Annotated in this window: 22 protein-coding genes; 14 read left to right on the plus strand and 8 right to left on the minus strand. The window is 62.3% G+C overall.

Annotation, left to right across the window (positions count from 1 at the left end; genetic code table 11):
- Positions 1-6 precede the first annotated feature (6 nt).
- Together G533_RS0100145 and G533_RS24900 are read right to left on the minus strand one after the other, a co-directional pair.
- Positions 7-480: an LEA/WHy family protein gene (locus G533_RS0100145; protein ID WP_027948195.1), complete on the minus strand. Its 474-nt coding sequence runs from the start codon at positions 478-480 to the stop codon at positions 7-9.
- Entirely contained in the window at positions 480-647 is a 168-nt protein-coding gene (locus tag G533_RS24900; RefSeq protein WP_169515381.1) for a hypothetical protein, read from the minus strand. Before G533_RS24900 ends, G533_RS0100145 begins: the two co-directional genes overlap by 1 nt.
- 67 nt (positions 648-714) lie before the next feature.
- On the opposite strand from G533_RS24900, the gene xrtH reads away from it, so the two are divergent.
- Positions 715-1,212, plus strand: a complete 498-nt coding sequence (xrtH, locus tag G533_RS0100155; protein WP_027948196.1) for an exosortase H — start codon at positions 715-717, stop codon at positions 1,210-1,212.
- Entirely contained in the window at positions 1,209-1,820 is a 612-nt protein-coding gene (locus G533_RS0100160; protein WP_027948197.1) for an exosortase H-associated membrane protein, read from the plus strand. Before xrtH ends, G533_RS0100160 begins: the two co-directional genes overlap by 4 nt.
- Positions 1,821-1,850: 30 nt before the next feature.
- On the opposite strand, the gene G533_RS0100165 is transcribed toward G533_RS0100160, so the two are convergent.
- The gene (locus G533_RS0100165) at positions 1,851-2,864 is read right to left on the minus strand and encodes a MerR family transcriptional regulator (RefSeq protein WP_027948198.1); all 1,014 of its coding nucleotides are present in this window, start codon (positions 2,862-2,864) and stop codon (positions 1,851-1,853) included.
- Between the two features lie 175 nt (positions 2,865-3,039).
- Here G533_RS0100165 and G533_RS0100170 point away from each other — a divergent pair, with 175 nt between their 5' ends.
- The gene (locus G533_RS0100170; protein ID WP_027948199.1) at positions 3,040-4,341 is read left to right on the plus strand and encodes a sigma-70 family RNA polymerase sigma factor; all 1,302 of its coding nucleotides are present in this window, start codon (positions 3,040-3,042) and stop codon (positions 4,339-4,341) included.
- Here the strand turns inward: G533_RS0100170 and G533_RS0100175 are convergent.
- Positions 4,317-5,228 carry a TIGR01777 family oxidoreductase gene (locus G533_RS0100175; RefSeq protein WP_027948200.1) on the minus strand — a complete coding sequence of 304 codons (912 nt, stop codon included), beginning with the start codon at positions 5,226-5,228 and terminating at the stop codon, positions 4,317-4,319. The genes G533_RS0100170 and G533_RS0100175 overlap by 25 nt on opposite strands.
- A 92-nt stretch (positions 5,229-5,320) precedes the next feature.
- Between G533_RS0100175 and G533_RS19945 the strand changes: the two genes are divergently transcribed.
- The 4 genes from G533_RS19945 (at position 5,321) to infA (ending at position 8,933) form a co-directional block, all read left to right on the plus strand.
- Positions 5,321-6,175 carry an NAD-dependent protein deacetylase gene (locus G533_RS19945; protein WP_240472328.1) on the plus strand — a complete coding sequence of 285 codons (855 nt, stop codon included), beginning with the start codon at positions 5,321-5,323 and terminating at the stop codon, positions 6,173-6,175.
- 52 nt (positions 6,176-6,227) lie between these two features.
- Positions 6,228-7,664 (plus strand): cryptochrome/photolyase family protein, encoded by a 1,437-nt coding sequence (locus tag G533_RS0100185; RefSeq protein WP_027948201.1) that lies wholly within the window; start codon positions 6,228-6,230, stop codon positions 7,662-7,664.
- A 124-nt stretch (positions 7,665-7,788) separates the two neighbouring features.
- Complete coding sequence (locus G533_RS19950; RefSeq protein ID WP_051229830.1) at positions 7,789-8,628, plus strand: hypothetical protein; 840 nt, start codon at positions 7,789-7,791, stop codon at positions 8,626-8,628.
- An 86-nt stretch (positions 8,629-8,714) separates the two neighbouring features.
- Positions 8,715-8,933 (plus strand): translation initiation factor IF-1, encoded by a 219-nt coding sequence (infA, locus tag G533_RS0100195; RefSeq protein ID WP_027948202.1) that lies wholly within the window; start codon positions 8,715-8,717, stop codon positions 8,931-8,933.
- A 46-nt stretch (positions 8,934-8,979) separates the two neighbouring features.
- Here the strand turns inward: infA and clpA are convergent, their stop codons facing one another.
- The 3 genes from clpA to icd all read right to left on the minus strand — a co-directional run bounded on the left by clpA (position 8,980) and on the right by icd (position 13,044).
- Entirely contained in the window at positions 8,980-11,256 is a 2,277-nt protein-coding gene (gene clpA / locus G533_RS0100200) for an ATP-dependent Clp protease ATP-binding subunit ClpA (RefSeq protein WP_027948203.1), read from the minus strand.
- A 17-nt stretch (positions 11,257-11,273) separates the two neighbouring features.
- Positions 11,274-11,603, minus strand: a complete 330-nt coding sequence (gene clpS / locus G533_RS0100205; RefSeq protein WP_035525976.1) for an ATP-dependent Clp protease adapter ClpS — start codon at positions 11,601-11,603, stop codon at positions 11,274-11,276.
- Between the two features lie 187 nt (positions 11,604-11,790).
- The gene (icd, locus tag G533_RS0100210; RefSeq protein ID WP_027948205.1) at positions 11,791-13,044 is read right to left on the minus strand and encodes an NADP-dependent isocitrate dehydrogenase; all 1,254 of its coding nucleotides are present in this window, start codon (positions 13,042-13,044) and stop codon (positions 11,791-11,793) included.
- Between the two features lie 146 nt (positions 13,045-13,190).
- Here icd and G533_RS0100215 point away from each other — a divergent pair, with 146 nt between their 5' ends.
- Genes G533_RS0100215 through G533_RS23770 form a run of 7 tightly spaced genes read left to right on the plus strand, consistent with a single transcriptional unit; the run spans position 13,191 to position 19,481 of the window.
- The gene (locus G533_RS0100215; RefSeq protein WP_027948206.1) at positions 13,191-13,862 is read left to right on the plus strand and encodes a pseudouridine synthase; all 672 of its coding nucleotides are present in this window, start codon (positions 13,191-13,193) and stop codon (positions 13,860-13,862) included.
- Positions 13,859-14,311 (plus strand): NUDIX hydrolase, encoded by a 453-nt coding sequence (locus tag G533_RS0100220; protein ID WP_027948207.1) that lies wholly within the window; start codon positions 13,859-13,861, stop codon positions 14,309-14,311. The genes G533_RS0100215 and G533_RS0100220 overlap by 4 nt, the downstream gene beginning before the upstream one ends.
- The gene (mnmA, locus tag G533_RS0100225) at positions 14,308-15,399 is read left to right on the plus strand and encodes a tRNA 2-thiouridine(34) synthase MnmA (RefSeq protein WP_027948208.1); all 1,092 of its coding nucleotides are present in this window, start codon (positions 14,308-14,310) and stop codon (positions 15,397-15,399) included. The genes G533_RS0100220 and mnmA overlap by 4 nt, the downstream gene beginning before the upstream one ends.
- Positions 15,383-16,069: a high frequency lysogenization protein HflD gene (gene hflD, locus G533_RS0100230; protein WP_240472329.1), complete on the plus strand. Its 687-nt coding sequence runs from the start codon at positions 15,383-15,385 to the stop codon at positions 16,067-16,069. The genes mnmA and hflD overlap by 17 nt, the downstream gene beginning before the upstream one ends.
- A gap of 3 nt (positions 16,070-16,072) precedes the next feature.
- Complete coding sequence (purB, locus tag G533_RS0100235; RefSeq protein ID WP_027948210.1) at positions 16,073-17,449, plus strand: adenylosuccinate lyase; 1,377 nt, start codon at positions 16,073-16,075, stop codon at positions 17,447-17,449.
- Between the two features lie 6 nt (positions 17,450-17,455).
- Positions 17,456-18,568, plus strand: coding sequence for a JmjC domain-containing protein (locus G533_RS0100240; RefSeq protein WP_027948211.1), 1,113 nt, complete (start codon positions 17,456-17,458; stop codon positions 18,566-18,568).
- Complete coding sequence (locus G533_RS23770; protein ID WP_035525764.1) at positions 18,558-19,481, plus strand: GNAT family N-acetyltransferase; 924 nt, start codon at positions 18,558-18,560, stop codon at positions 19,479-19,481. The genes G533_RS0100240 and G533_RS23770 overlap by 11 nt, the downstream gene beginning before the upstream one ends.
- Positions 19,482-19,529: 48 nt before the next feature.
- On the opposite strand, the gene G533_RS0100250 is transcribed toward G533_RS23770, so the two are convergent.
- On the minus strand, positions 19,530-20,876 hold the full coding sequence (locus G533_RS0100250) for an L-cystine transporter (RefSeq protein ID WP_027948213.1): 1,347 nt from the start codon (positions 20,874-20,876) through the stop codon (positions 19,530-19,532).
- Between the last annotated feature and the right edge of the window lie 28 nt (positions 20,877-20,904).

Genomic DNA, 20,904 nt, shown 5'->3' on the forward strand with positions numbered 1-20,904 from the left:
CGACCATCAATTCAGACGCAGCACACCGCTGTCTTCCACATACTGGGTAGGCAGCAAGCCACGAAAATCAATCTTGGCCGTGAAGCGGTACTCCAGCGTATCGCTGCGGGCACGTCCGAGGCTACCCAGCAGCTTCAGCACCTCCAGTAGATTCACCCCGGCATCAAGCGTTACCTGCTCTTCCGTGTAGCCTGCAATGGTGGGCACCTGATTGGTCACGCCACTGACCAGTTCGCGCTCCAGCAGTGCGATACCGTAGCTGATACCCGCAATATCCAGCGCCTGCGCATTGGGGTTGGCAATACGCAGCACGATACGAAAACGCGGCCCCGAATCCACCATGGGCAGGCTCTTGACGCTGTCAACACTGACTCGCGGCGGATCAATTGCCGGGCCCAGTCCTGCACAGCCCGCTAAAAACAGGGTCAACAGCAGCGCAGACAGTACACGATAGTGACTCCCGGGCAGGCAACTGTGCATCAGTCGCGCCCTCCCGGTGTAACAGAAAAGAAAAACACGCCGTAACCCAGGCTGGCCACGGCAAACACCAGGGCCACCCAATCGCCCGTTTGCAGGTACATCCAGCTGCTGAAAACCAGCATGCCCAGGGTCAGGACAATCCCTGTATTGCGCGCGGTCGGCGACACTTCAACACTCCTCTATGCTATCCTGCTGTCAAATGCACAGCCAGTAACAGCCGATAATAGCACCCGCATGAGCAAATTTATTCTGATATTCCTCGTGGTTCTGGTCGCACTGTTTACCCTGGAAATGCTGGCCCCCGTGCAGGCCGCTGTTGTGCAGCCTTTCACCGCTTCCCTGGCAACACTCAGTGCCGCATTAATTACCCCCTTCGACAGCGATGTGATTGCCTACGGGCGGGTCATCGCGCACAGCGTAAACGGCTTTGCGGTATCCATTGAGTCGGGCTGTAATGGCGTGGAAGCCGCGATTGTATTGATTGCGGGCGTACTGGCGTACCCCGCGCCGTGGCATTACCGCCTGCTGGCGATTCTCGCGGGTTTCCTGACGATTCAGGCGCTGAATATTGCCCGCATCATCAGCCTGTTCTACCTGGGGCAGTGGAACCTGGATATTTTCAACTGGACACACCTCTATTTGTGGCCCGTGTTCATCATGCTGGATGTGCTCATCGTCTTCATTCTTTACCTGCGCCTTCTCGAGCGGCGACCGCAGGGTGTGAACGCATGACACTCTACCGCTTCATCGGCCTTGTGCTGCTGTTGATGATTCCCTTTTTCGGCCTGTGGTACGCGCTGGGCGCCCTGCCCTCGGCGCCGGCCCTGTGGTTGGCGCAAGTCGCCTTGCCCTGGGCGCTACCAGAGGTGGTGCAATCGGTGGTAATCGACCGGCACCAGTTGATGGTGTTCACGCTGTTCGGGGAAGCCGGGCAAAGCGTGGTGCCCCTTGACCAGGCGGAATATCAGCTGGCGTTTCCACTGAACACCCGCATCCTCTCCTATTCGATACCGTTCTACGCCGCACTCCACTTCGCCAGCCGCATCGAGGGCTCGCTGGAACGTTTCGCCCGCGGTTTACTGGTGCTGTGGTTGCTGATGTTCGTCGGCGTGATGGCAGTCACGCTGAAGAACCTCATGCTGGGTCTGGGTGGCGACCTGCTCTGGACGGCGTCCACAAACCCGCTGCCCTCCGCCAACGCCATCGCCCTGCTCTTCCAGTTCAGCACCCTCATCGTGCCTACGGTCGCGCCCATCATGCTGTGGGCCTGGTCGGTGCGGGAAAGCCCCCGCTGGCGCGCGATCCTGCTCGGCGAGGCTGCTGCGCGTCGACAGGGGTAGCGCAGCGCAGGCGCAAACGCTGCCACGTTGTTACGCCGCATCCCCCATCCGGCCACTGCTGACCTCGCGCATCAGTGCTTGATACTCCTCACCGCGGTCCTCCAGTACCGCCTGCAGTGCGCGCTCCATCAGCCAGCGTGCCTGACAGGTGTAAGCGTAGATACAGGCGTGCACCGCAGCGTCACTCCAGTTATCCACCGAACAGTTAGACGAATACTCCTCAAAGTGCGCCAGAGAGCGAATAAGGTCGGCGATGTGTCGGGGGCATTCACAATCGAGCGTGCTTTTCAGCTGCCGCGCCGCGCTGAGCTGGAGATCGTTGAACTGCCGCGGCTTGGCGGTCATCAGCTCGCCGAGATTGGTGTCGCCCAGGCTGGTCGTCTTGTCGGCAACGCTGCGCGCAAGCTCGAACGCGAGATACGCCGGGTCGGGCGGGAATGTGGTCGCGGCGATGTTTTGCTGCTCGAGGGCCTGTAACCAGCGTTCGCTGGCAAACTGATACGTCACCAGCGCCTTCTCCACTTCCAGATTGCGGATAAGATCCCCAAGCTGGCGCGTCTGGGCACCCGTGAGATTGGCGCACTCCACCACCAGGCTGTCGGCCTTGCCGATTTCTTCGCATTCCTTCGCGGTAATCTGGTTCAGCGGGAGCCGCACCAACAGTGCGTCGACGCCGGCGAGGCAGCCCTGATGCTCGTCGAGCCATTCACAGAGTTGGCCACCAACAAAAACAACCCGTGGTTTCGGGGCCGGCATTGTACCGCGTCCCCCTTTGCCCCGGCCCCGCAGCAACATCTCAAGTGTCTTGCGCTCGTTAGAGGCGATTTCGCCAATACGTGAGCCGCTGTTGACCAGCGCCGCTACCAACTGCAAATGCTCGAGATCTGCCTGAGTGTACTGGCGACGGCCGGTAGTCGTCTTGTGGCTGGCCCCCAGGCCATAACGTCGCTCCCAAACACGGAGCGTGTCGGGCTTGAGCCCGGTAAGCCGGGCCACTGTACCAATGCCGTAGAGGGGCCGAGGTTCCATTACCGCTGCGTTCATATCACTTGCCTCAATTACGCTGTGTGCTTGTTGCGCTCACTACTTGTTACGCTGTACGTCGCACTCTGGATGCATTGTCGAGGTTATGTCTGCATGTTATCTGGACAACTGTCCGGATTTCTTGTCCAACTAACGCGGTGCAGCGTATACAGCACAAACCGAGAGGAGTGACCACGTGGATAACTGGAAGACCGAAACCGACGATCGCGAGCTTGAGCGGCTGTTCGCAGAGGCCCGCCGCTATCCGCTCTTGAGCGCTGAACAGGAGCGCGATATCGACGCCAGCAAGTGGCGCGCCGTGGACGATCTGGGCAGCCTGTTTATCCACAGTGCAGGCGGCCGCCATTTCCTCCGGGACTTGCTGGCCCGTATCCAGCATGAACCGCCGGAGGTCGCCAATTTCGCCAACCGCGACCATCACTTCCTGCTGCGTCGCGAGCTGGTCAGTTACTTAAGCGGTGGGGACCAGGCTGGTGCCGTAGTGCTGCTGGCTGGTGCCCTGTCGGCCGGAGACCTTGAAACCGCCCATGAGACCATCCGTGAGATGGCGCTGCCGGCGAGCCTCGCCGTCGGCATGGCTGGTGCCCTGGCCAGGGCGAACGAGCAATCCGTGAAGTGCCGCGTCGCCGATGCATTGCACGCGTGGCAGACCACCACGGAGGGTCGCAAGCCGGCGACCAAGCGCTACCGGCTGGAATCCACGCAGCTGAAAGCACTGACGCTGGCACTGTCGCGCTTCAATCAGGCGCGCGACACGCTCACCCTGCACAACCTGCGCCTGGTGTACTCCATCGCCGGCAAGGCACGCGGTAAAGGCGCCCCCTACCGCGACCTGATTCAGGAGGGCACACTGGGTTTGATCAGGGCCGCGGAGAAGTTTGAGGCAGCCAAGGGCTACCGTTTCAGCACCTACTGCTATAACTGGATTTCCCAGGCAGTACGTCGTTACATAAGTGACTCGGCCGCGCTGATCCGCTACCCGACCCACGTGCGTGAGCAAGTGGGCAAACTCTATCGGGAGCGCAACGCACTCTGGAGCAGCAGCGGCGAGGAGCCCAGTGAGGAAGCGCTGGCCTCGGCGGCTGGTATCGCTGCCGACAAGGCGCGCGAGTTGCGCCAGCTCCGCAACATGGCCATCTCACTGGACCAGCCGCAGTTCGACGACGACGACGAATCGCTGCTTGACAGTATGCCCGGTGGCCCCTTTGAGGATATTGATGCGCGCGCTGAAACGGCCTCCCTGCAGCGCTGCCTGCTGCAGGAGATCGAGCACCTCGATCCGGCGGAAAAACAGGTGGTTATCGCCCGCTGGGGTTTACACGACGGGCCGCCGCTAACGCGGGCGGAAGTCGCCGACAAGCTGCGTGTGAGCCGCGAGTGGGTGCGTCAACTGGAAAAATCCGCACTGGACAAGCTCAGCCGCAACAGCGTGGTGCGCAAGGCCGCCAGCGATCACGGCAACTTGTCGCCGGCGTGAGGTTCCAGGATGGCGTCGAGTGCACTGCCTATGTCGGCGTGCTGCCAGAGGAAACCGGCGTCCTCCAGCCGCTGGGGTACCACCCGCTGACCGGTGAGCAACAGCTCGTCAGCCATTTCCCCGAGCAGCAGACGCATGACTGGCGCGGGCACAGGCATACCGGGCAACGTGGTGAAGTGCGCGCGCATGGCACGGCAGAATTCTCGCTGGGTGACGGGTTGCGGCGCTGTGACATTTACCGCGCCGGAAAACTCCTCGTGCTGCAGCAGGTGATCGAAAGCGGCGACAACGTCCGCGCGATGCACCCAACTCAGGTATTGCCTGCCACTTCCCGGCCAGCTTGCAATGCCGAGCCGGAACGGCTGCGCCATTTGCGTGAACGCGCCACCGCTGGCATCCAGAACGACCCCCAGGCGCAGCAGACACACCCGAACGCCGGCGGCAACCGCAGCCAGCGCCTGTTCCTCCCAGGCGCGGCACAGCTCGCTGGCGAAACCGCTCCCCGGCGCGGACTCCTCATCAACAGTCTCATTGCCACGCGGGCCGTAAAAACCGATAGCCGAGGCGTTCAGCAGCACCTGCGGCGGTTCCGCCAGGCTACACATCCAGTCCGTCAGTGTCCGCGTGCCCGCCACCCGGGATTCGAGCATTTCTTGCTTGTAGGCGGCGTTCCAGCGTTTGCCGGCGAGGGAGGCTCCGGCGAGGTTCACCACAGCCTGCGGCCCCGGTGTGGACGACACGGCGCCCAGCGTTGTCACGTAGCGGCAGTGCTCCCTGTCGGCGTGTGCCGTGCGACTGAGCACCGTGACGTCGTGACCCGCCGCCAGCCAGTGCTGCAGGAGTGCCTCGCCCACAAATCCGGTACCGCCCGTCATCAGAATATGCATAATCGACGCTCTCCCCTCGTGATACATCAGAACATTGTCGACTGGACCGTCAGTACCCCGTTGGACAATGTGAATACACAGCTGTGACTGGCATGATGAGCAATACTGAGCAGGAACTGCAACAGTTGCAGGAGTTTCTTGCCCGCCACCCGAAAGTGGTGGCACTGACTGGCGCGGGCATCAGTGCCAGCTCCGGCATCGCTACCTACCGCGACGCAGCTGGGCGCTGGCTCTACAGCACGCCCATCCAGCACCGTGAATTCCTGCAGAGCGCCGCGGTCCGTCAGCGCTACTGGACGCGTAGCTGGTTTGGCTGGCCCGCCGTACGAGACGCGCGCTGCAACGTGGCACACCGGGCGCTGGCCACGCTTGAGCAGCAGGGCGTGGTAAGCCTGGTGATCACGCAGAATGTCGATCGCCTGCATCAACGGGCCGGCAGCAGTGCCGTGGTCGACCTGCACGGACGCCTGGACCGTGTGCGGTGTCTGGGCTGTGCGGCGTTCATCGACCGCGAAGTGATGCAACAACGCCTCGCCCGCGCCAACCCACAGCTGGCAACACGTCCGCAGGCCAGCGCGCAGCGGCCCGACGGCGACATGGCGCTCCCGGATACCCTTGCCATAGACACGCAAGTACCGCCCTGCGAAGTGTGCGGTGATGTTCTCATGCCCGATGTGGTGTTTTTTGGCGGCAATGTGCCCGCGGAACGCGTGCTGCGGGCCAATGAGGCACTGGCTGCGGCGGATGCGCTGCTGGTCATCGGCTCGTCCCTGCAGGTGTACTCGGGCTTTCGCTTCTGTCGCAGAGCGCGGGAGCAGAACAAAGCGCTGCTGATCATCAATCCCGGGCTGACCCGGGCGGACGCACTCGCTACACTCAAACTTTCGACGCCGTGTGAAACCTTACTGGACGCTGCAATTACCGGCACATTCACCGCCAACACATGATCCTGCAGCCCCGCCTGCAGGCCGTGCTGAACAGACACCTGGATCCGACGACATGACCACCACAGTTTTTCTTTTTCGCAACGACCTGCGCCTCACCGACCTGCCGGGACTGGCGGCGGCAAGCCGCGCCGGAGACGTGCTGCCGCTCTACATTCTCGATGATGCCGCTGCCGGTGATCGCGCCCTGGGCGGGGCCAGTCGCTGGTGGCTTCACCACAGCTTGCAGGCACTCGGCGAGGAAATAGCACAGGCCGGCGGCCAGTTGAACCTGCTGCGCGGTGATAGCGCGGCCTGCCTGCGGGAATTGCTCGCCAGCCGCGATATCACCGCCGTGCACTGCAGCCGCGCCTACAGCCCTTGGGAAGTCGCTCTGGAGGCGCAGCTGCGCGAGGCCTGCAATGCGCTGGGCGTTACCTTCAAACGCTACCCGGGCACATTGCTGCACGAGCCCGAGCATATCGAGAATCAGTCCGGCGCACCGTTCAAGGTATTTACCCCCTTCTGGCGTCATTGCTGCCGTGCCGAAGCGCCGGCGCAGCCCGTGCCGCTGCCCTCCGAAACAACCTGGGCAGAGCCGCTGGCGCAGGGTGCGCCCCTGCGAGAACTCGAACTGCTGCCGACAAATCCCAACTGGGCCGCACACTGGTCGACCCTGTGGACACCCGGCTCGGAGGGCGCCCGCAAGACGTTAGAGCGCTTCCTGCAAGACCGTGTGCAGCACTACGCCAGCGGCCGCGACCATCCGGCCGAGGAGGCGACATCGCGCCTGTCACCGCACCTGCGTTTTGGTGACATATCGCCACGCCAGGTGTGGCACACCGCGCGCGCCACTTTGCAGCAGCAGCCGGCACTGGAAGAACAGATCAACAAATTCCTCGCCGAACTGGGCTGGCGTGAGTTCTCCTACCACCTGCTGTTTCACTTTCCAAGCATCGAACACGCACCCTTCAAGTCGCAGTTCGAGAACTTTCCCTGGCTCGGCAACGAAACCCTGCTACGCGCCTGGCAACAGGGGCAAACCGGTTACCCGGTGGTGGATGCCGGGATGCGCGAGCTCTGGCACACTGGGTACATGCACAACCGCATACGCATGGTTACGGCATCGTTTTTGACCAAGCACCTGCTTACGCACTGGCGTACCGGCGAGCGCTGGTTCTGGGACACCCTGGTCGACGCCGACCCCGCAAGCAATACCGCCAGCTGGCAGTGGGCGGCGGGCAGCGGCGCTGACGCCGCACCGTACTTCCGCATTTTCAATCCAGTAACCCAAGGCCAGAAATTCGACGCGGACGGCGTTTACGTGCGCCGTTGGGTGCCGGAGCTCGCCGCCCTGCCCGACCGCTATCTGCACCGGCCCTGGGAGGCTCCAGCGGCCGTGCTGGAGGAAGCCGGCCTGTCCCTCGGCAGCGACTACCCGCAACCCATTGTCGATCACCGTGAAGCGCGTGAGGCGGCGCTTGCGGCCTACCAGGAGATACGCAAGGGCTAAGCGCGCCACCATCAACAGGCGACTGCCTGTGGCATGCACACGGCGCTGGAAATCCGCGCAAAGAGCGTCAATACTGTGTGCTGATAAAGCGATAGATCACCCTTCCACACGGAGCAAGATCACCATGGCACTGAACCAGAAAAACCTGTACACGGCATTGCTTCTCACGCTGGGCCTGCATGCAGCACCCGGCCACGCGGACACCGCAGAGGTTATTGATGCTGAAGGCAACCGCATGTCTTTCGAATACCAGGGAAACCAGCTGCGGGTAAATGTAGCGCAGGAACAGGGCAGCTATATGCTGGCCAACGAGCAGAGCCTGTATGTCGTTACCAACAACGATGGCCAGATCATGGTGATTGATGTACAGCAGGCCATGTCCATGTTTGGTGGCATGGCACAAGCCGCGGTGCCGGACCTGGCAGACGTTCGCGTCGACAAGCTGGAGGCAACCGGTCGCAAGGAGACGGTAGCCGGCATCGAAGGTGAGGTGTATACCCTCAACTTCGTCGACCACAATGGCCAGGCACAGCAGGCAGAACTGGTGCTCTCGCCCGACCCAAGGGCCGTCGGCTTCCGCGATGCCATGCATCGCATGGCTTCACGAGTCGGTGATATGGTGGATCAGAAAGACGCCGCGAACCTGTTGCAAACCCGCCTGAACGACAAGGAGCTCGGTGTATTGCGCTACGGACAGGATATGCGGGTGGCCAGCATCACGACCGACAGCATTGATCCCGCGCGCTTCACGCTGCCGGCAGAGCCCACGGACCTCTCCGCGCTCGGCGGCCTGTTCGGTGGCGGTAATGGCTCCGAGGAAGGTGGTATGGGCGGCATCATGTCCGGCATTTTCGGCGGCAACGCCGGGGAGGCACCGAGTGAAGAAGGTGCACCCGCAGAAGACAGCCTGGAGAACGCCACCAAGGAAATCGGCAAGGCATTCGGCAAGCTGTTCGGTAACTGAGCGGCAGTTTTGCCGCATATTGAACTGGTACATGCGGCGGCTTTAGTGCAGAATGCGCCCCTGATTTTACGAGGGACTGCCGCCGCATGGCAAAAGAAGACCAGATCGAGATGGAAGGTGAGGTTATCGATACCTTGCCCAACACAACGTTTCGCGTACAACTCGAAAACGGCCACGTTGTAACTGCCCACATCTCAGGCAAAATGCGCAAGAACTACATTCGCATCCTCACCGGCGATAAAGTTCGCGTGGAACTCACTCCCTACGACCTCACCAAAGGCCGTATTACCTACCGCGAGCGTTGATACCGCGGCCGAAGCCGCGGCATCATCAGAGCGCGACCTCCGCGCCTCAGGCGGGTTCAGCCTCCGTTTCCTCTACCCGCACTTCCAGGCCATCTCGCGCCGGGTTAAGACGCACCTGTGCAACGCCGCCGCCCTGTGCCAGAGCGCCAAACAGCACCAGCTCCGCTAGCGGCTTCTTGATGTATTCCTGAATCACGCGCGCCATGGGTCGAGCACCCATATTGCGATCGTAACCCTTCTCTACCAGCCACAGGCGAGCGTCCTCGTCCACATCCAGTGTCACGCGCTTCTCGTCCAGCTGCCCCTGCAGCTCGGTGAGGAACTTGTCGACAACCGTGAGGATAACGTCTTCACCCAACGGCTCGAACTGCACAATGCTGTCCAGCCGGTTGCGGAATTCGGGGGTGAACATGCGGTTGATCGCTTCCATCGCGTCCGTACTGTGGTCCTGGGTCGTGAAACCGATGGTGCGACGACTGATGCTCTCGGCCCCCGCGTTGGTGGTCATCACCAGAATCACGTTGCGGAAATCCGCCTTGCGACCGTTATTGTCGGTGAGTGTACCGTGGTCCATCACCTGCAATAACAGGTTGAACACCTCGGGATGGGCCTTTTCGATCTCGTCGAGCAAAATCACGGCGTGTGGGTGCTTGGTCACCGCATCGGTGAGCAAACCGCCCTGATCAAAGCCGACATAGCCCGGCGGTGCACCAATCAGCCGCGACACCGTGTGCCGTTCCATGTACTCCGACATGTCGAACCGAATCAGCTCCAGCCCGAGTTGCCGCGCCAGCTGCTTGGTCACCTCGGTTTTGCCCACCCCGGTGGGGCCGGCAAGCAGGAAGGAACCGATAGGCTTGTCCCCGGAGCGCAGGCCCGCCCGCGCCAGCTTGATGGAGGTGGCCAGGCTGCTGATCGCCGCCGTCTGGCCAAACACCACCATTTGCAGGTTCTGTTCGAGCTTCTGCAGCGTTTCCCGGTCATCCGAGCTCACGGATTTCGGCGGGATACGCGCAATCTTGGCGACCACCGCTTCAATATCGGCCACACCAACCACTTTCTTGCGCTTGGAGGGTGGCTGCAGCTGCTGATAGGCACCCGCTTCGTCGATGACATCAATGGCCTTGTCGGGCAGAAAGCGGTCTGTGATGTAGCGTGCAGAGAGGTCGGTGGCCACGCGCAGCGCCTTGTTCGTGTAGCGCAGGCCATGGTGCTCCTCGAAACGCGACTTCAGCCCCTTGAGGATGAGATACGCGTCGTCGGGGGATGGCTCCAGCACATCGATCTTCTGGAAGCGCCGACTGAGCGCCTTGTCCTTGTCGAAAATGCCACGGTATTCCTGGAAAGTCGTGCTGCCGATACAGCGCATTTTTCCCGAGGTAAGCAGCGGCTTGAGCAGGTTGCTGGCATCCATGACACCGCCGGACGCCGCACCGGCGCCGATGATGGTGTGAATCTCGTCGATGAAAAGAATCGCTCCCTCGCGCTTCTTCAGGTTGGCCAGGAGGCCCTTGAAGCGCTTTTCGAAATCACCGCGGTACTTGGTGCCCGCCAGCAATGCGCCCAGGTCCAGCGAGTACACCACGCTGTCCTTGAGCATATCCGGCACATCGCCATCGACGATCATTTTCGCCAGGCCCTCGGCAATGGCCGTCTTGCCCACACCGGACTCACCCACCAGCAGTGGGTTGTTCTTGCGCCGTCGCGCGAGAATTTGCGCTACCCGTTCCACCTCCGGCATGCGACCAATCAGCGGGTCGATACGCCCGGCACGCGCCTCCTCGTTGAGGTTGGTGGAATAAGTATCCAGCGGGCTCTCCTCGGCCTCTTCCGTCGTCGCGCTGTCGCTGGCTGGCCCGCCGGCGGCCCCACTCTCCCCGTCTTCGGGCACGCGGGAAATACCGTGGGTAATGAAGTTCACGACATCAAGACGCGCGATGCTCTGCGTCTTGAGGAAGTACACCGCCTGGCTTTCCTGCTCACTGAAAATGGCCACCAGCACGTTGGCCCCGGTGACTTCGCTGCGGCCGGACGACTGCACGTGAAACACGGCGCGCTGCAGTACCCGTTGGAACCCCAGGGTAGGCTGCGTTTCGCGGTCATCGCTGTCTTCGGGAATCAGCGGCGTGGTCGCGTCCACGAATTCCATGAGGTCTCCGCGCAGGGCGTTGATTTCTGCGCCGCAGGCCTTGAGTACGCGAATGGCGTCGTTATTGTCCAGCAGCGCGAGCAGCAGATGCTCGACTGTCATGAACTCGTGGCGCTTGCCCCGGGCCTCGCGAAAGGCCTCGTTGAGGGTCAACTCCAGATCCTTGCTCAGCATACTTTACCACTCCCGGGCTATTCGCCCTCCGATGCCTCGATTTCGCACAACAGCGGGTGTTGATTGTCACGCGCGTACTGATTGACCTGGGCCGCCTTGGTTTCAGCAATATCCCGGGTGTATACCCCACATACGCCCTTACCCTTGGTATGGACTGTCAACATCACATGCGTGGCCTGCTCGCGGTTCATGCGGAAAAACACCTCAAGCACCTCGACCACGAACTCCATGGGGGTGTAGTCGTCATTCAGCAAGACCACTTTGAACAGCGGCGGCTTCTTGAGCTCCGGCTTGGCGTCCTGCAGCGCGAGGCCGCCTTCCCGATCGCCTTGCTCCTCGTCGGACATGCGCCACTCACCGGCCCGAATACCCTCGTTCACGCCTTTCCTCTCACACGTCTTTCCTGTCATAGATAGTGGATATTGGCCCATTATAAGTCAATTCAACCCCTGTCGGTTTTTCGCCGCCAAACGCCGCCCACAAAAAAGGGCCCGTGCTGCCACGGGCCCTTCCCGATAAGCCTGCGGAACAGGCTTACATGTTGTCGATCAGCTTCTGACCGAATTCGGAGCAGCTGACCAGCGTTGCACCTTCCATGAGGCGTTCAAAGTCATAGGTGACCGTGCCTTTCTGGATGGCGCCGTTCATGCCGTTGATGATCAGGTCCGCGGCCTCGTTCCAGCCCATGTGACGCAGCATCATCTCGGCGGAGAGGATCAGCGAGCCCGGGTTGACCTTGTCCTGGCCGGCATATTTTGGCGCCGTACCGTGAGTGGCCTCGAACAGGGCTATGGTGTCGGACAGGTTGGCGCCCGGCGCAATGCCGATACCGCCTACCTGGGCCGCCAGGGCGTCCGACAGGTAGTCGCCGTTCAGGTTGAGGGTCGCCACCACGCTGTAGTCCTTCGGACGCGTGAGGATCTGCTGCAGCATCGCGTCTGCGATCACATCCTTGATGACGATGTCCTTGCCCGTGTTGGGGTTCTTGATAGTGACCCAGGGGCCGCCATCGAGCAGTTCACCGCCAAACTCCTGCTGGGCAAGCTCATAGCCCCAATCACGGAAGGCACCTTCCGTGAACTTCATGATGTTGCCCTTGTGTACCAGAGTCACCGACGGCAGATCCTGGTCGATAGCGTACTGGATGGCCTTGCGCACCAGACGCTTGGTGCCTTCCTCGGAAACAGGCTTGATGCCAATACCCACATTCTGCGGGAAGCGGATCTTGGTCGCCCCCATCTCGTTGATGATGAAATCGACAACCTTGTTCGCCTCGTCAGAGCCCGCCTTGTATTCAATGCCGGCGTAGATGTCTTCAGAGTTTTCGCGGAAGATCACCATGTTACAGGCGCCGGGATCTTTCACCGGCGAAGGCACGCCCTCAAACCAGCGCACCGGGCGCAGGCAGGTGTAAAGATCAAGCTCTTGGCGCAGTGCCACGTTCAGGGAGCGGAAGCCGCCACCGACCGGTGTGGTCAGGGGACCCTTGATACCGACCGAGTACTCCTTGATGGCCTGCAGTGTTTCCTCGGGGAACCAGTCGCCATCGTACAGTTCAGCGGCTTTCTCACCGGTGTAGATCTCCATCCAGGAGATCTTCTTGCTGCCACCGTAGGCCTTCTCGACAGCGGCGTCGACCACGTTGATCATGACCGGGCTGATATCGACACCAATGCCGTCACCCTCGATGTAGGGGATGATCGGGTGGTTGGGGACGTTCAGGCTGAAATCGTCATTGACCGTGATCTTTTCGCCGGTCGTCGGCACCTTGATGTGCTTATAGCCCATAGATTGTTCTCCGTCGCTGTGGGTCCATTGGGTCTCGGGGTGCGGTATCCTTGAAGGAGCCCCCGTTAAAACGGCACTTAGTGTATCAGGTTTCCCGGCCTTTCTCTTGAACCGGGGAGCAGTTTTTTAACCGCTACGGAGCCACGATGGCCACGGTAATTCTTTTCAACAAGCCCTTTCAGGTACTGAGCCAGTTCAGCGACCGCGGTGACCAACCCGGGGGCGCTGAGAGCGCCGGGACGACAACCGCAGGCAACGCTGCGCCCCCGCGCCGTGCCACCCTGGCCGACCACCTGCAGGCGCCGGCTTTCCGCGTTGCGGGGCGCCTGGACTACGACTCCGAGGGCCTGCTGCTACTCACCGACGACGGCGCGCTGCAGCAACAGATTACCCACCCGCGACACAAACTCTGGAAAACCTACTGGGCCCAGGTTGAAGGCCGACCCACCCAGGAGCAGATTGCCGCACTGCAGGCCGGCGTCACGTTGCGCGACGGCCCCACCCTGCCCGCGCGCGTGCGCGCCATGGAGCCGCCCACCACCCTCTGGCCAAGGGACCCGCCTGTGCGTGCGCGCCTGACCGTCGCCGACAGCTGGCTGGAAATCAGTATCCGCGAAGGGCGCAACCGCCAGATCCGCCGCATGACCGCGGCAGTAGGGCTGCCAACACTGCGCCTGATTCGCGTGGCCATTGGTGACTGGTCACTGGAGGGCCTGTCACCTGGCGCCCACCGCAGGCTGACCGTGCACCCGCCCCGCAAACGCAGCGGGGCAAAAACCGGCGGCCAACAAAGCCGCCGCAGGAGGCAAAAACCATGAGCGAATGGTTTGCCCACGTGACTGTGGCCACGGTGGTGTTCAACGAGGGACGTTACCTCATGGTCGAAGAGCGCGACAAAACCAGCGGCCGGCGTGTGTTCAACCAGCCCGCGGGGCACCTTGAGGCGGGCGAAACACTGTTTCAGGCCGCACTGCGCGAGACCCGCGAGGAAACGGGCTGGAGCGTAGAACTGCAAGGGGTGCTGGGCCTGGCGCGCTATGTCGCGGCGGGCAATGGGGTGACCTACTATCGCACCACCTTCTGTGCGCAGCCACGGGAACTGCTGACCGGCGCAGAGCTTGATCCCGACATCCTGGCGGTACACTGGCTGGACTACGAGGAAATTCTCGCCAGTTCTGCTAGAATGCGCAGCCCGCTGGTACTCGCCGCCATTGAGCAGCACCGCAGCGGCATTCGCTATCCTCTGGACCTGATTTCACCAGCATGAGCCTCAACGCATCGACCAAGGTAATCGTCGGCATGTCAGGTGGCGTGGACTCCTCCGTCGCCGCACTGTTATTGCGCGAGCAGGGGTATCAGGTGGAAGGCCTGTTCATGAAGAACTGGGACGAGGACGACGGCACCGAGTACTGCACTGCCAAGGCGGATTTTGCAGACGCGCAGGCAGTCGCCGATGCGCTGGACATTCGCCTGCACGGCGCCAACTTTGCCGCCGAGTACTGGGACAACGTGTTTGAGCACTTCCTCGCCGAGTACCAGGCCGGGCGCACACCCAATCCCGACATCCTCTGTAACCGTGAAATCAAGTTCCGCGCCTTCCTCGACTACGCCCTGCTGCTGGGAGCCGATTGCATTGCCACCGGGCACTACGCGCGCCGAGGCGAAACACAGGGCAAAGCCACGCTGTTGCGGGGGCTGGATGACAACAAGGACCAGAGCTATTTCCTGCACGCCGTGGGCCACCGCGAGCTGGCACAAACGCTGTTCCCCGTCGGTGAGATAGCCAAACCCGAGGTGCGGGCCATCGCGGCGCGCCACGCACTGGTCACCTCGGACAAAAAAGACTCCACCGGCATCTGTTTTATCGGCGAACGCCGTTTCAAGGATTTCCTGCAGCAATACCTGCCCGCGCAGCCCGGTGACATCTACAGCCTGGACGACGAGTTGCTGGGTCGGCATCAGGGCCTCATGTATCACACCATAGGCCAGCGCCAGGGGCTGGGCATTGGCGGCCTCGCCGACCATGGCGATGCGCCCTGGTACGTTGTCGGCAAGGACCTCGAGCACAACATTCTGCGCGTGGCACAAGGCAACAACCACCCCGCCCTGTTCAGCAACAGCCTGCAGGCTGGCGCCATTTTCTGGATTACCGGCGAAGCGCCGGAATTTCCCCTGCACTGTACCGCCAAGGTGCGCTACCGCCAGGCCGACCAGGCCTGCCGTGTCAGCCCCGCCGCCGCCGGCTTCCGGGTCGAGTTTGACGCGCCACAGCGAGCCGTTACCCCCGGCCAGTCCGTGGTGCTCTATGACGGCGAACGCTGTCTGGGAGGGGGTGTCATTGAACGCACCGACTGAACCTGATGCACACCTGGTGCCGCTACTGGACCAGCAGACCATCGCCCTCGCCGGCGTTGCCCAGGCCGCGCGCCTGGTGGATCAGGTATCACGCACGGGGAGCTGCCCACCGGAATTCCTGCAGGCCTCGCTCAACAGCCTGTTTGTGTTCGACAGCGAAGCAGTGGATGACATCTACGGTGGCCTGGGTGGTGTCAAACTGGGTCTGGATACGCTGGCCATGGTGCTGCACAACCAACAGCCACAGGAATTGCGCGACATGGTGCGCTATGTATTCAACCTGCTGTACCTGGAACGCAAGTTCGCTGCGGACCCCGCCATGATGCGGGTCGTGCACTCCCGACTGCAGCACACCAGCTTTCGCGCCGAGCACTTCGCCGGCAACGTGAACGATATTTGCCACAGTGTGTCCGGTGTGTACCAGGACACGCTGAGCACGCTGAAGTTTCGCATCAAGGTAAACGGCAACGCGCAACACCTGCAGAACCGCCAGAATGCCGACACCATCCGCGCCCTGTTACTGGCGGGCATACGCTCCACCCACTTGTGGCGCCAACTCGGTGGCCGGCGCTGGAAGCTGTTGCTGCAGCGGCGCAGTATCGGGCGGCGCGCCCATGAACTGTCACGCCAGCTGGGCGTGGCGCACCACCCGACCGATTCTCCGGAGTAAAGCATGGAACTCACCGCCCTCACCGCCGTATCGCCCATCGATGGCCGCTACGGTACACGCACCGCAACCCTGCGCAGCGTGTTCAGCGAATTCGGCCTGATCAAACGGCGCGTGCTGGTGGAAGTGCGCTGGCTGCAGCAGCTGGCACAACTTGCCGCTGTAACCGAGGTACCCGCGCTGTCAGAGCAGGCCAGCGCCGCGCTGGACACCATCGCCCGTGACTTCAGCGAAGCAGATGCACAGCGCATCAAGGCCATCGAGGCCACCACCAACCACGACGTCAAGGCGGTAGAGTATTTCATCAAGGAGCGCTTTGCCGGCAACGCAGAGTTGGAGCGCATTGCTGAATTCGTGCACTTTGCCTGCACCTCCGAAGACATCAACAACCTCTCCCACGCGTTGATGCTGCGCGATGGCATGCAGGATGTATTGCTGCCGACCATGCAGCGACTGCTGGTGGCCTTGAGTGAACTGGCAGTTGCCCATGCGGATACCCCGATGCTCTCCCGCACCCACGGTCAGACCGCGAGCCCTACCACCATGGGCAAGGAAATCGCCAATGTCGTCGCGCGCCTGCGGCGCCAGCTCGCACAACTGGAGGCAGCAGGTTACCTGGGCAAGATCAACGGTGCAGTGGGCAACTACAACGCCCACCTGAGCGCCTACCCCGAGGTGGACTGGCAGGCCAATGCGGAGGCGTTTGTTACCGGTTTGGGGCTGGGCTGGAATGCCTATACCACCCAGATTGAGCCACACGACTACATGGCAGAGCTGTTCGACGCCATGGCGCGTTTCAATACGGTTCTGATCGACCTGGATCGGGATCTGTGGGGCTACATTTCCCTCGGCTACTTCCGCCAGCGCACGGTGGCCGGCGAGGTGGGCTCGTCCACCATGCCGCACAAGGTCAATCCGATTGATTTTGAAAACTCCGAAGGCAACCTGGGGCTCGCCAACGCGGTGTTCCAGCATCTGGCCAGCAAACTCCCCATCAGTCGCTGGCAGCGCGACCTCACCGACTCCACCGTGCTGCGCAACATGGGGGTGGGCTTTGGTTACAGCCTGATTGCCTACGAAGCGAGCCTCAAGGGTATCGGCAAGCTGCAGTTGAACGAGGCGCGCCTGGCGGAGGATCTGGAGCAGAGCTGGGAAGTCCTCGCGGAGCCCATTCAGACGGTGATGCGCCGCTACGGTATCGAGAAGCCCTACGAAAAACTCAAGGAGCTGACGCGCGGCCAGGACATGAGCCGGGAGACCCTGCAAACATTCATTACAGCTCTGGAGATTCCTGCAGCAGCCAAGGAGTCCCTGCTGGCACTGACACCCGCCGGGTATACCGGTAACGCGGCGGCGCAGGCGCGCGCCATCCGCGAGGACTAGCGCTCCGTGCAGGGGCTGCAGCCGGCACTGTTTCTGGACCGGTACTGGCAGCGCGAGCCACTGCTGCTGCGCGCCGCCGTCCCCGGCTTTGTGCCGCCGGTCAGTGCCAACGAACTCGCTGGCCTGGCCATGGAGGATGAGGTCGAGTCCCGTATCGCCGAGTGCAACGGTGCCGCAGACAATGCCAGCAGCTGGCAACTGCACCACGGACCGTTTCTCGCCAGTGATTTTCTGCGCCCGCACCCCTGGACACTGCTGATCCAGCGCGTCGACCAACTACTGGACGAGGTCGCCGAGCTGCGTCGCCTGACCGATTTCATACCGCGCTGGCGCCTCGATGACATCATGGTGAGCTACGCCACGGACGGCGGAGGCATCGGCCCCCACTACGACCTGTATGACGTCTTCCTGCTACAGGGTGAGGGAGAGCGCACCTGGCGGATCGGTCAGCGCTGCAACGCGGATACGCCCCTGCTGGCGCATGACGACCTTAAATTACTGGCACACTTCGACTGCCAGGCTGAGTACACCCTGCGCTGTGGCGATGCACTCTATATTCCACCGGGGGTTGCGCACTGGGGCATTTCCCGCGGCGAGTCCACCTGTTTCTCACTCGGTTTCCGCGCGCCGCGCATGGCGGACCTGCTTTCGCGCCTCACTGATTCACAACTGGAGCGAACGCCAGACAACCTGCTACTGCGTGATGCCGGGCGCGAAACAGCCAGCCGATGTGGTGAAATTACCGCCGCCGACAGCGCGCAGGCGCGCGAGCAGATCCAGGCACTGCTGGCCAGCGCCCGCGAGGACAGCTGGTTTGGCGAACTGGTGACCGAGTCCAACAGCGAACCCCTCGCGTTGAAGGATGTGCTGCAGCTAACCGCCCATGTGCAGGACGGCTACGGGGTGCGCCTGGCGCCGGACGCCCGCGTGGCCTGGCAGCACACCGACAGAGAGGGCCTGCGGGTGTTTGCCAATGGCGCAAGCTGCACCGCGCCGGAAGCGCTGCGCGACTGGCTGGCCCGGCTCTGTGCAGACCATGTAGTGCACTGGCCGGGCGGCGAGAACACGATGCCCGTGCTACAGTTCCTGATGCAACAGGGAGCATTGGATGTCGAGTGAACCGACGCAAGGGCTGGTCGTGCACACCGCCGCCTGGGACCAGCAGCAGGATACCCTGCGCGCGCTGCGCGAGACGGTATTTATCCTGGAGCAGGGCGTGCCACGCGATATCGAGTGGGATGGCCAGGATGCCGATGCCATACACGTGCTGGGGACCTTGCAGGGCGAGCCGGTGGCCTGTGGACGCCTGCTGCCGGGTGGCAAAATCGGGCGCATGGCCGTGCTCGCGTCACAGCGCGGCCGCGGTTACGGTGCCGCCGTGCTGGAAGCGCTGATCACCGCGGCGCGGGAGCAGGGCCTGGAGACGGTGTACCTGCACGCGCAGCAGCACGCCGCAGACTTCTACGCGCGCGCCGGCTTTGCACCCGAGGGTGAGCCCTTTACCGAGGCCGGTATACCCCACGTTGCCATGCGCCGTGATACAGGCCTCGGCAAGGTCTACGGCAATGGCATTGCCTACCCGGAACCGTTTGCCCGCTGGGCCGTGGCCCTGTGTCGCAACGCATCACGTGAAATCTGCATACTCAGCCACGACCTGGATCACCGCGTCTTCGATGACAGCGAACTTGCCACCGCGCTGAGTGCGCTCGCGCGGCGCGCCCCGCAGTCACGGGTGCGCATTCTGGTCAGCGACTATCGGCCCATGATCCAGCGCGGCCACCGCTTGCTGGCCCTGGCGCGCCGGCTCCCCTCCTCCATCATTCTGCAGCAGCTCAATGAACACCCTGACTGGAAGGGCGAAACCCTCGTGCTGACGGACCGCAGCGGCGTACTCTGCAAACCGGCAGAAAGCGACACGGCAGCGTTTTGCGAACCGGACTCAAGGGCACGCGCGGAACGCTACCGTGATTTCTTCGAGGAGTTGTGGCGCCACAGCGGGCCGCATATTGAGTTTCGCAGCGTGCCGCTTTAACGATGCAGGCGCCGCCTGCAACGCAGGGGTAACGCGGCCCCGCTCACCTTAATCACGCGCAACGGAAGCACCGAGCCAGCGCTGCGTCACCACACCCGCAGTCATGGCACCGTTCACATTCAGCGCCGTGCGCGCCATATCTATCAACGGCTCGATAGAGATCAACACGGCGGCCACTGTGACGGGAAACCCCATGGCTGGCAGCACAATCAGTGCGGCAAACGTCGCGCCCCCGCCGACACCGGCCACGCCGAAGGAACTGATGGCGATAACACCCACCAGGCCCGCCATAAAGTCCCAGGCCAGCGGGTCTATGCCCATGGAGGGTGCGATCATCACCGCCAGCATGGCAGGGTAAATTCCCGCGCAGCCGTTCTGCCCGATGGTCGCCCCAAGCGTGGCCGACAGATTGGCGATAGGTGTGGCTACACGCAGTTTCTCCACCTGGGTTTCCACGTTGAGCGGAATGCTGGCGGCAGAGCTGCGCGAGGTAAAGGCAAACGCGAGCACCGGCCAGACCGACCGAAAGTAGTGACGCAGGCCGACCCCGTGCACACCCAGCAGCAGCGCATGAATAGCGAACATGATGCCAATGGCGAGATAAGAGGCCGCAATAAAGGCCAGCAGATTGACGATATCCGCGGCATCAGAGCGCGCTACGACACCCCCGATCAACGCGAGAATTCCGTAGGGTGTCAGCGCCATCACGATATGCACCAGACGCATCACGATCAACCGGGTGGTATCGACAAAGCCCTCTATCTGGGCGCCACGCTGCGGGTCTGTACGCGCAACCTGTAGCGCCGCAATACCAAACAGGATGCCGAATATCACCACCGCGATAATGGATGTGGGGCGGGCCTCCGTGAGGTCGTAGAACACGTTGGCGGGCACAAAGCGAACCAGCATGTCGGGCAGGCCCAGCCCGGCAACCGTCTCATAGCGCTGCGCAAGTGCTTCAGCGGAAGCAAACTCCCGCGCGCCCTGCGTAATGCTGTCGGCACTCAAACCAAACGCACTGGTGACCAGAATGCCCACCACCGCCGCTATCATCGTGGTTGCAATCAACAGGCCGACCACGGCGCCACCGATTTTGCCCAGGTCCGCCACCGCACGCATCTTCAGCACCGCGGCCACCATCATCACCAGCACCAGCGGCATAATGATCATGCGCAGGAGGCTGACATAGCCACTCGCCACAATGCCCGTCCACTGCAGTGTGTCGGTGAGCAGCTGGGTGTGCCCGGGCCAGGCGAACTGCAGGGCCAGCCCGTAGAGTCCACCGGCCACCAGGCCGGCGAGAATCTGCCGCGAGAGGGGCCAGCCGCGGCTGCGCAGCCGGTACAACAGGTAACAGAGAGCAATAAAGCACAGCAGATTGACTAGCAAGGGCATGGCGGTTCCTCGGGGGCTGTGGTGAAAA

It is taken from the genome of Haliea salexigens DSM 19537, from assembly GCF_000423125.1.
Taxonomy (GTDB): domain Bacteria; phylum Pseudomonadota; class Gammaproteobacteria; order Pseudomonadales; family Halieaceae; genus Haliea; species Haliea salexigens.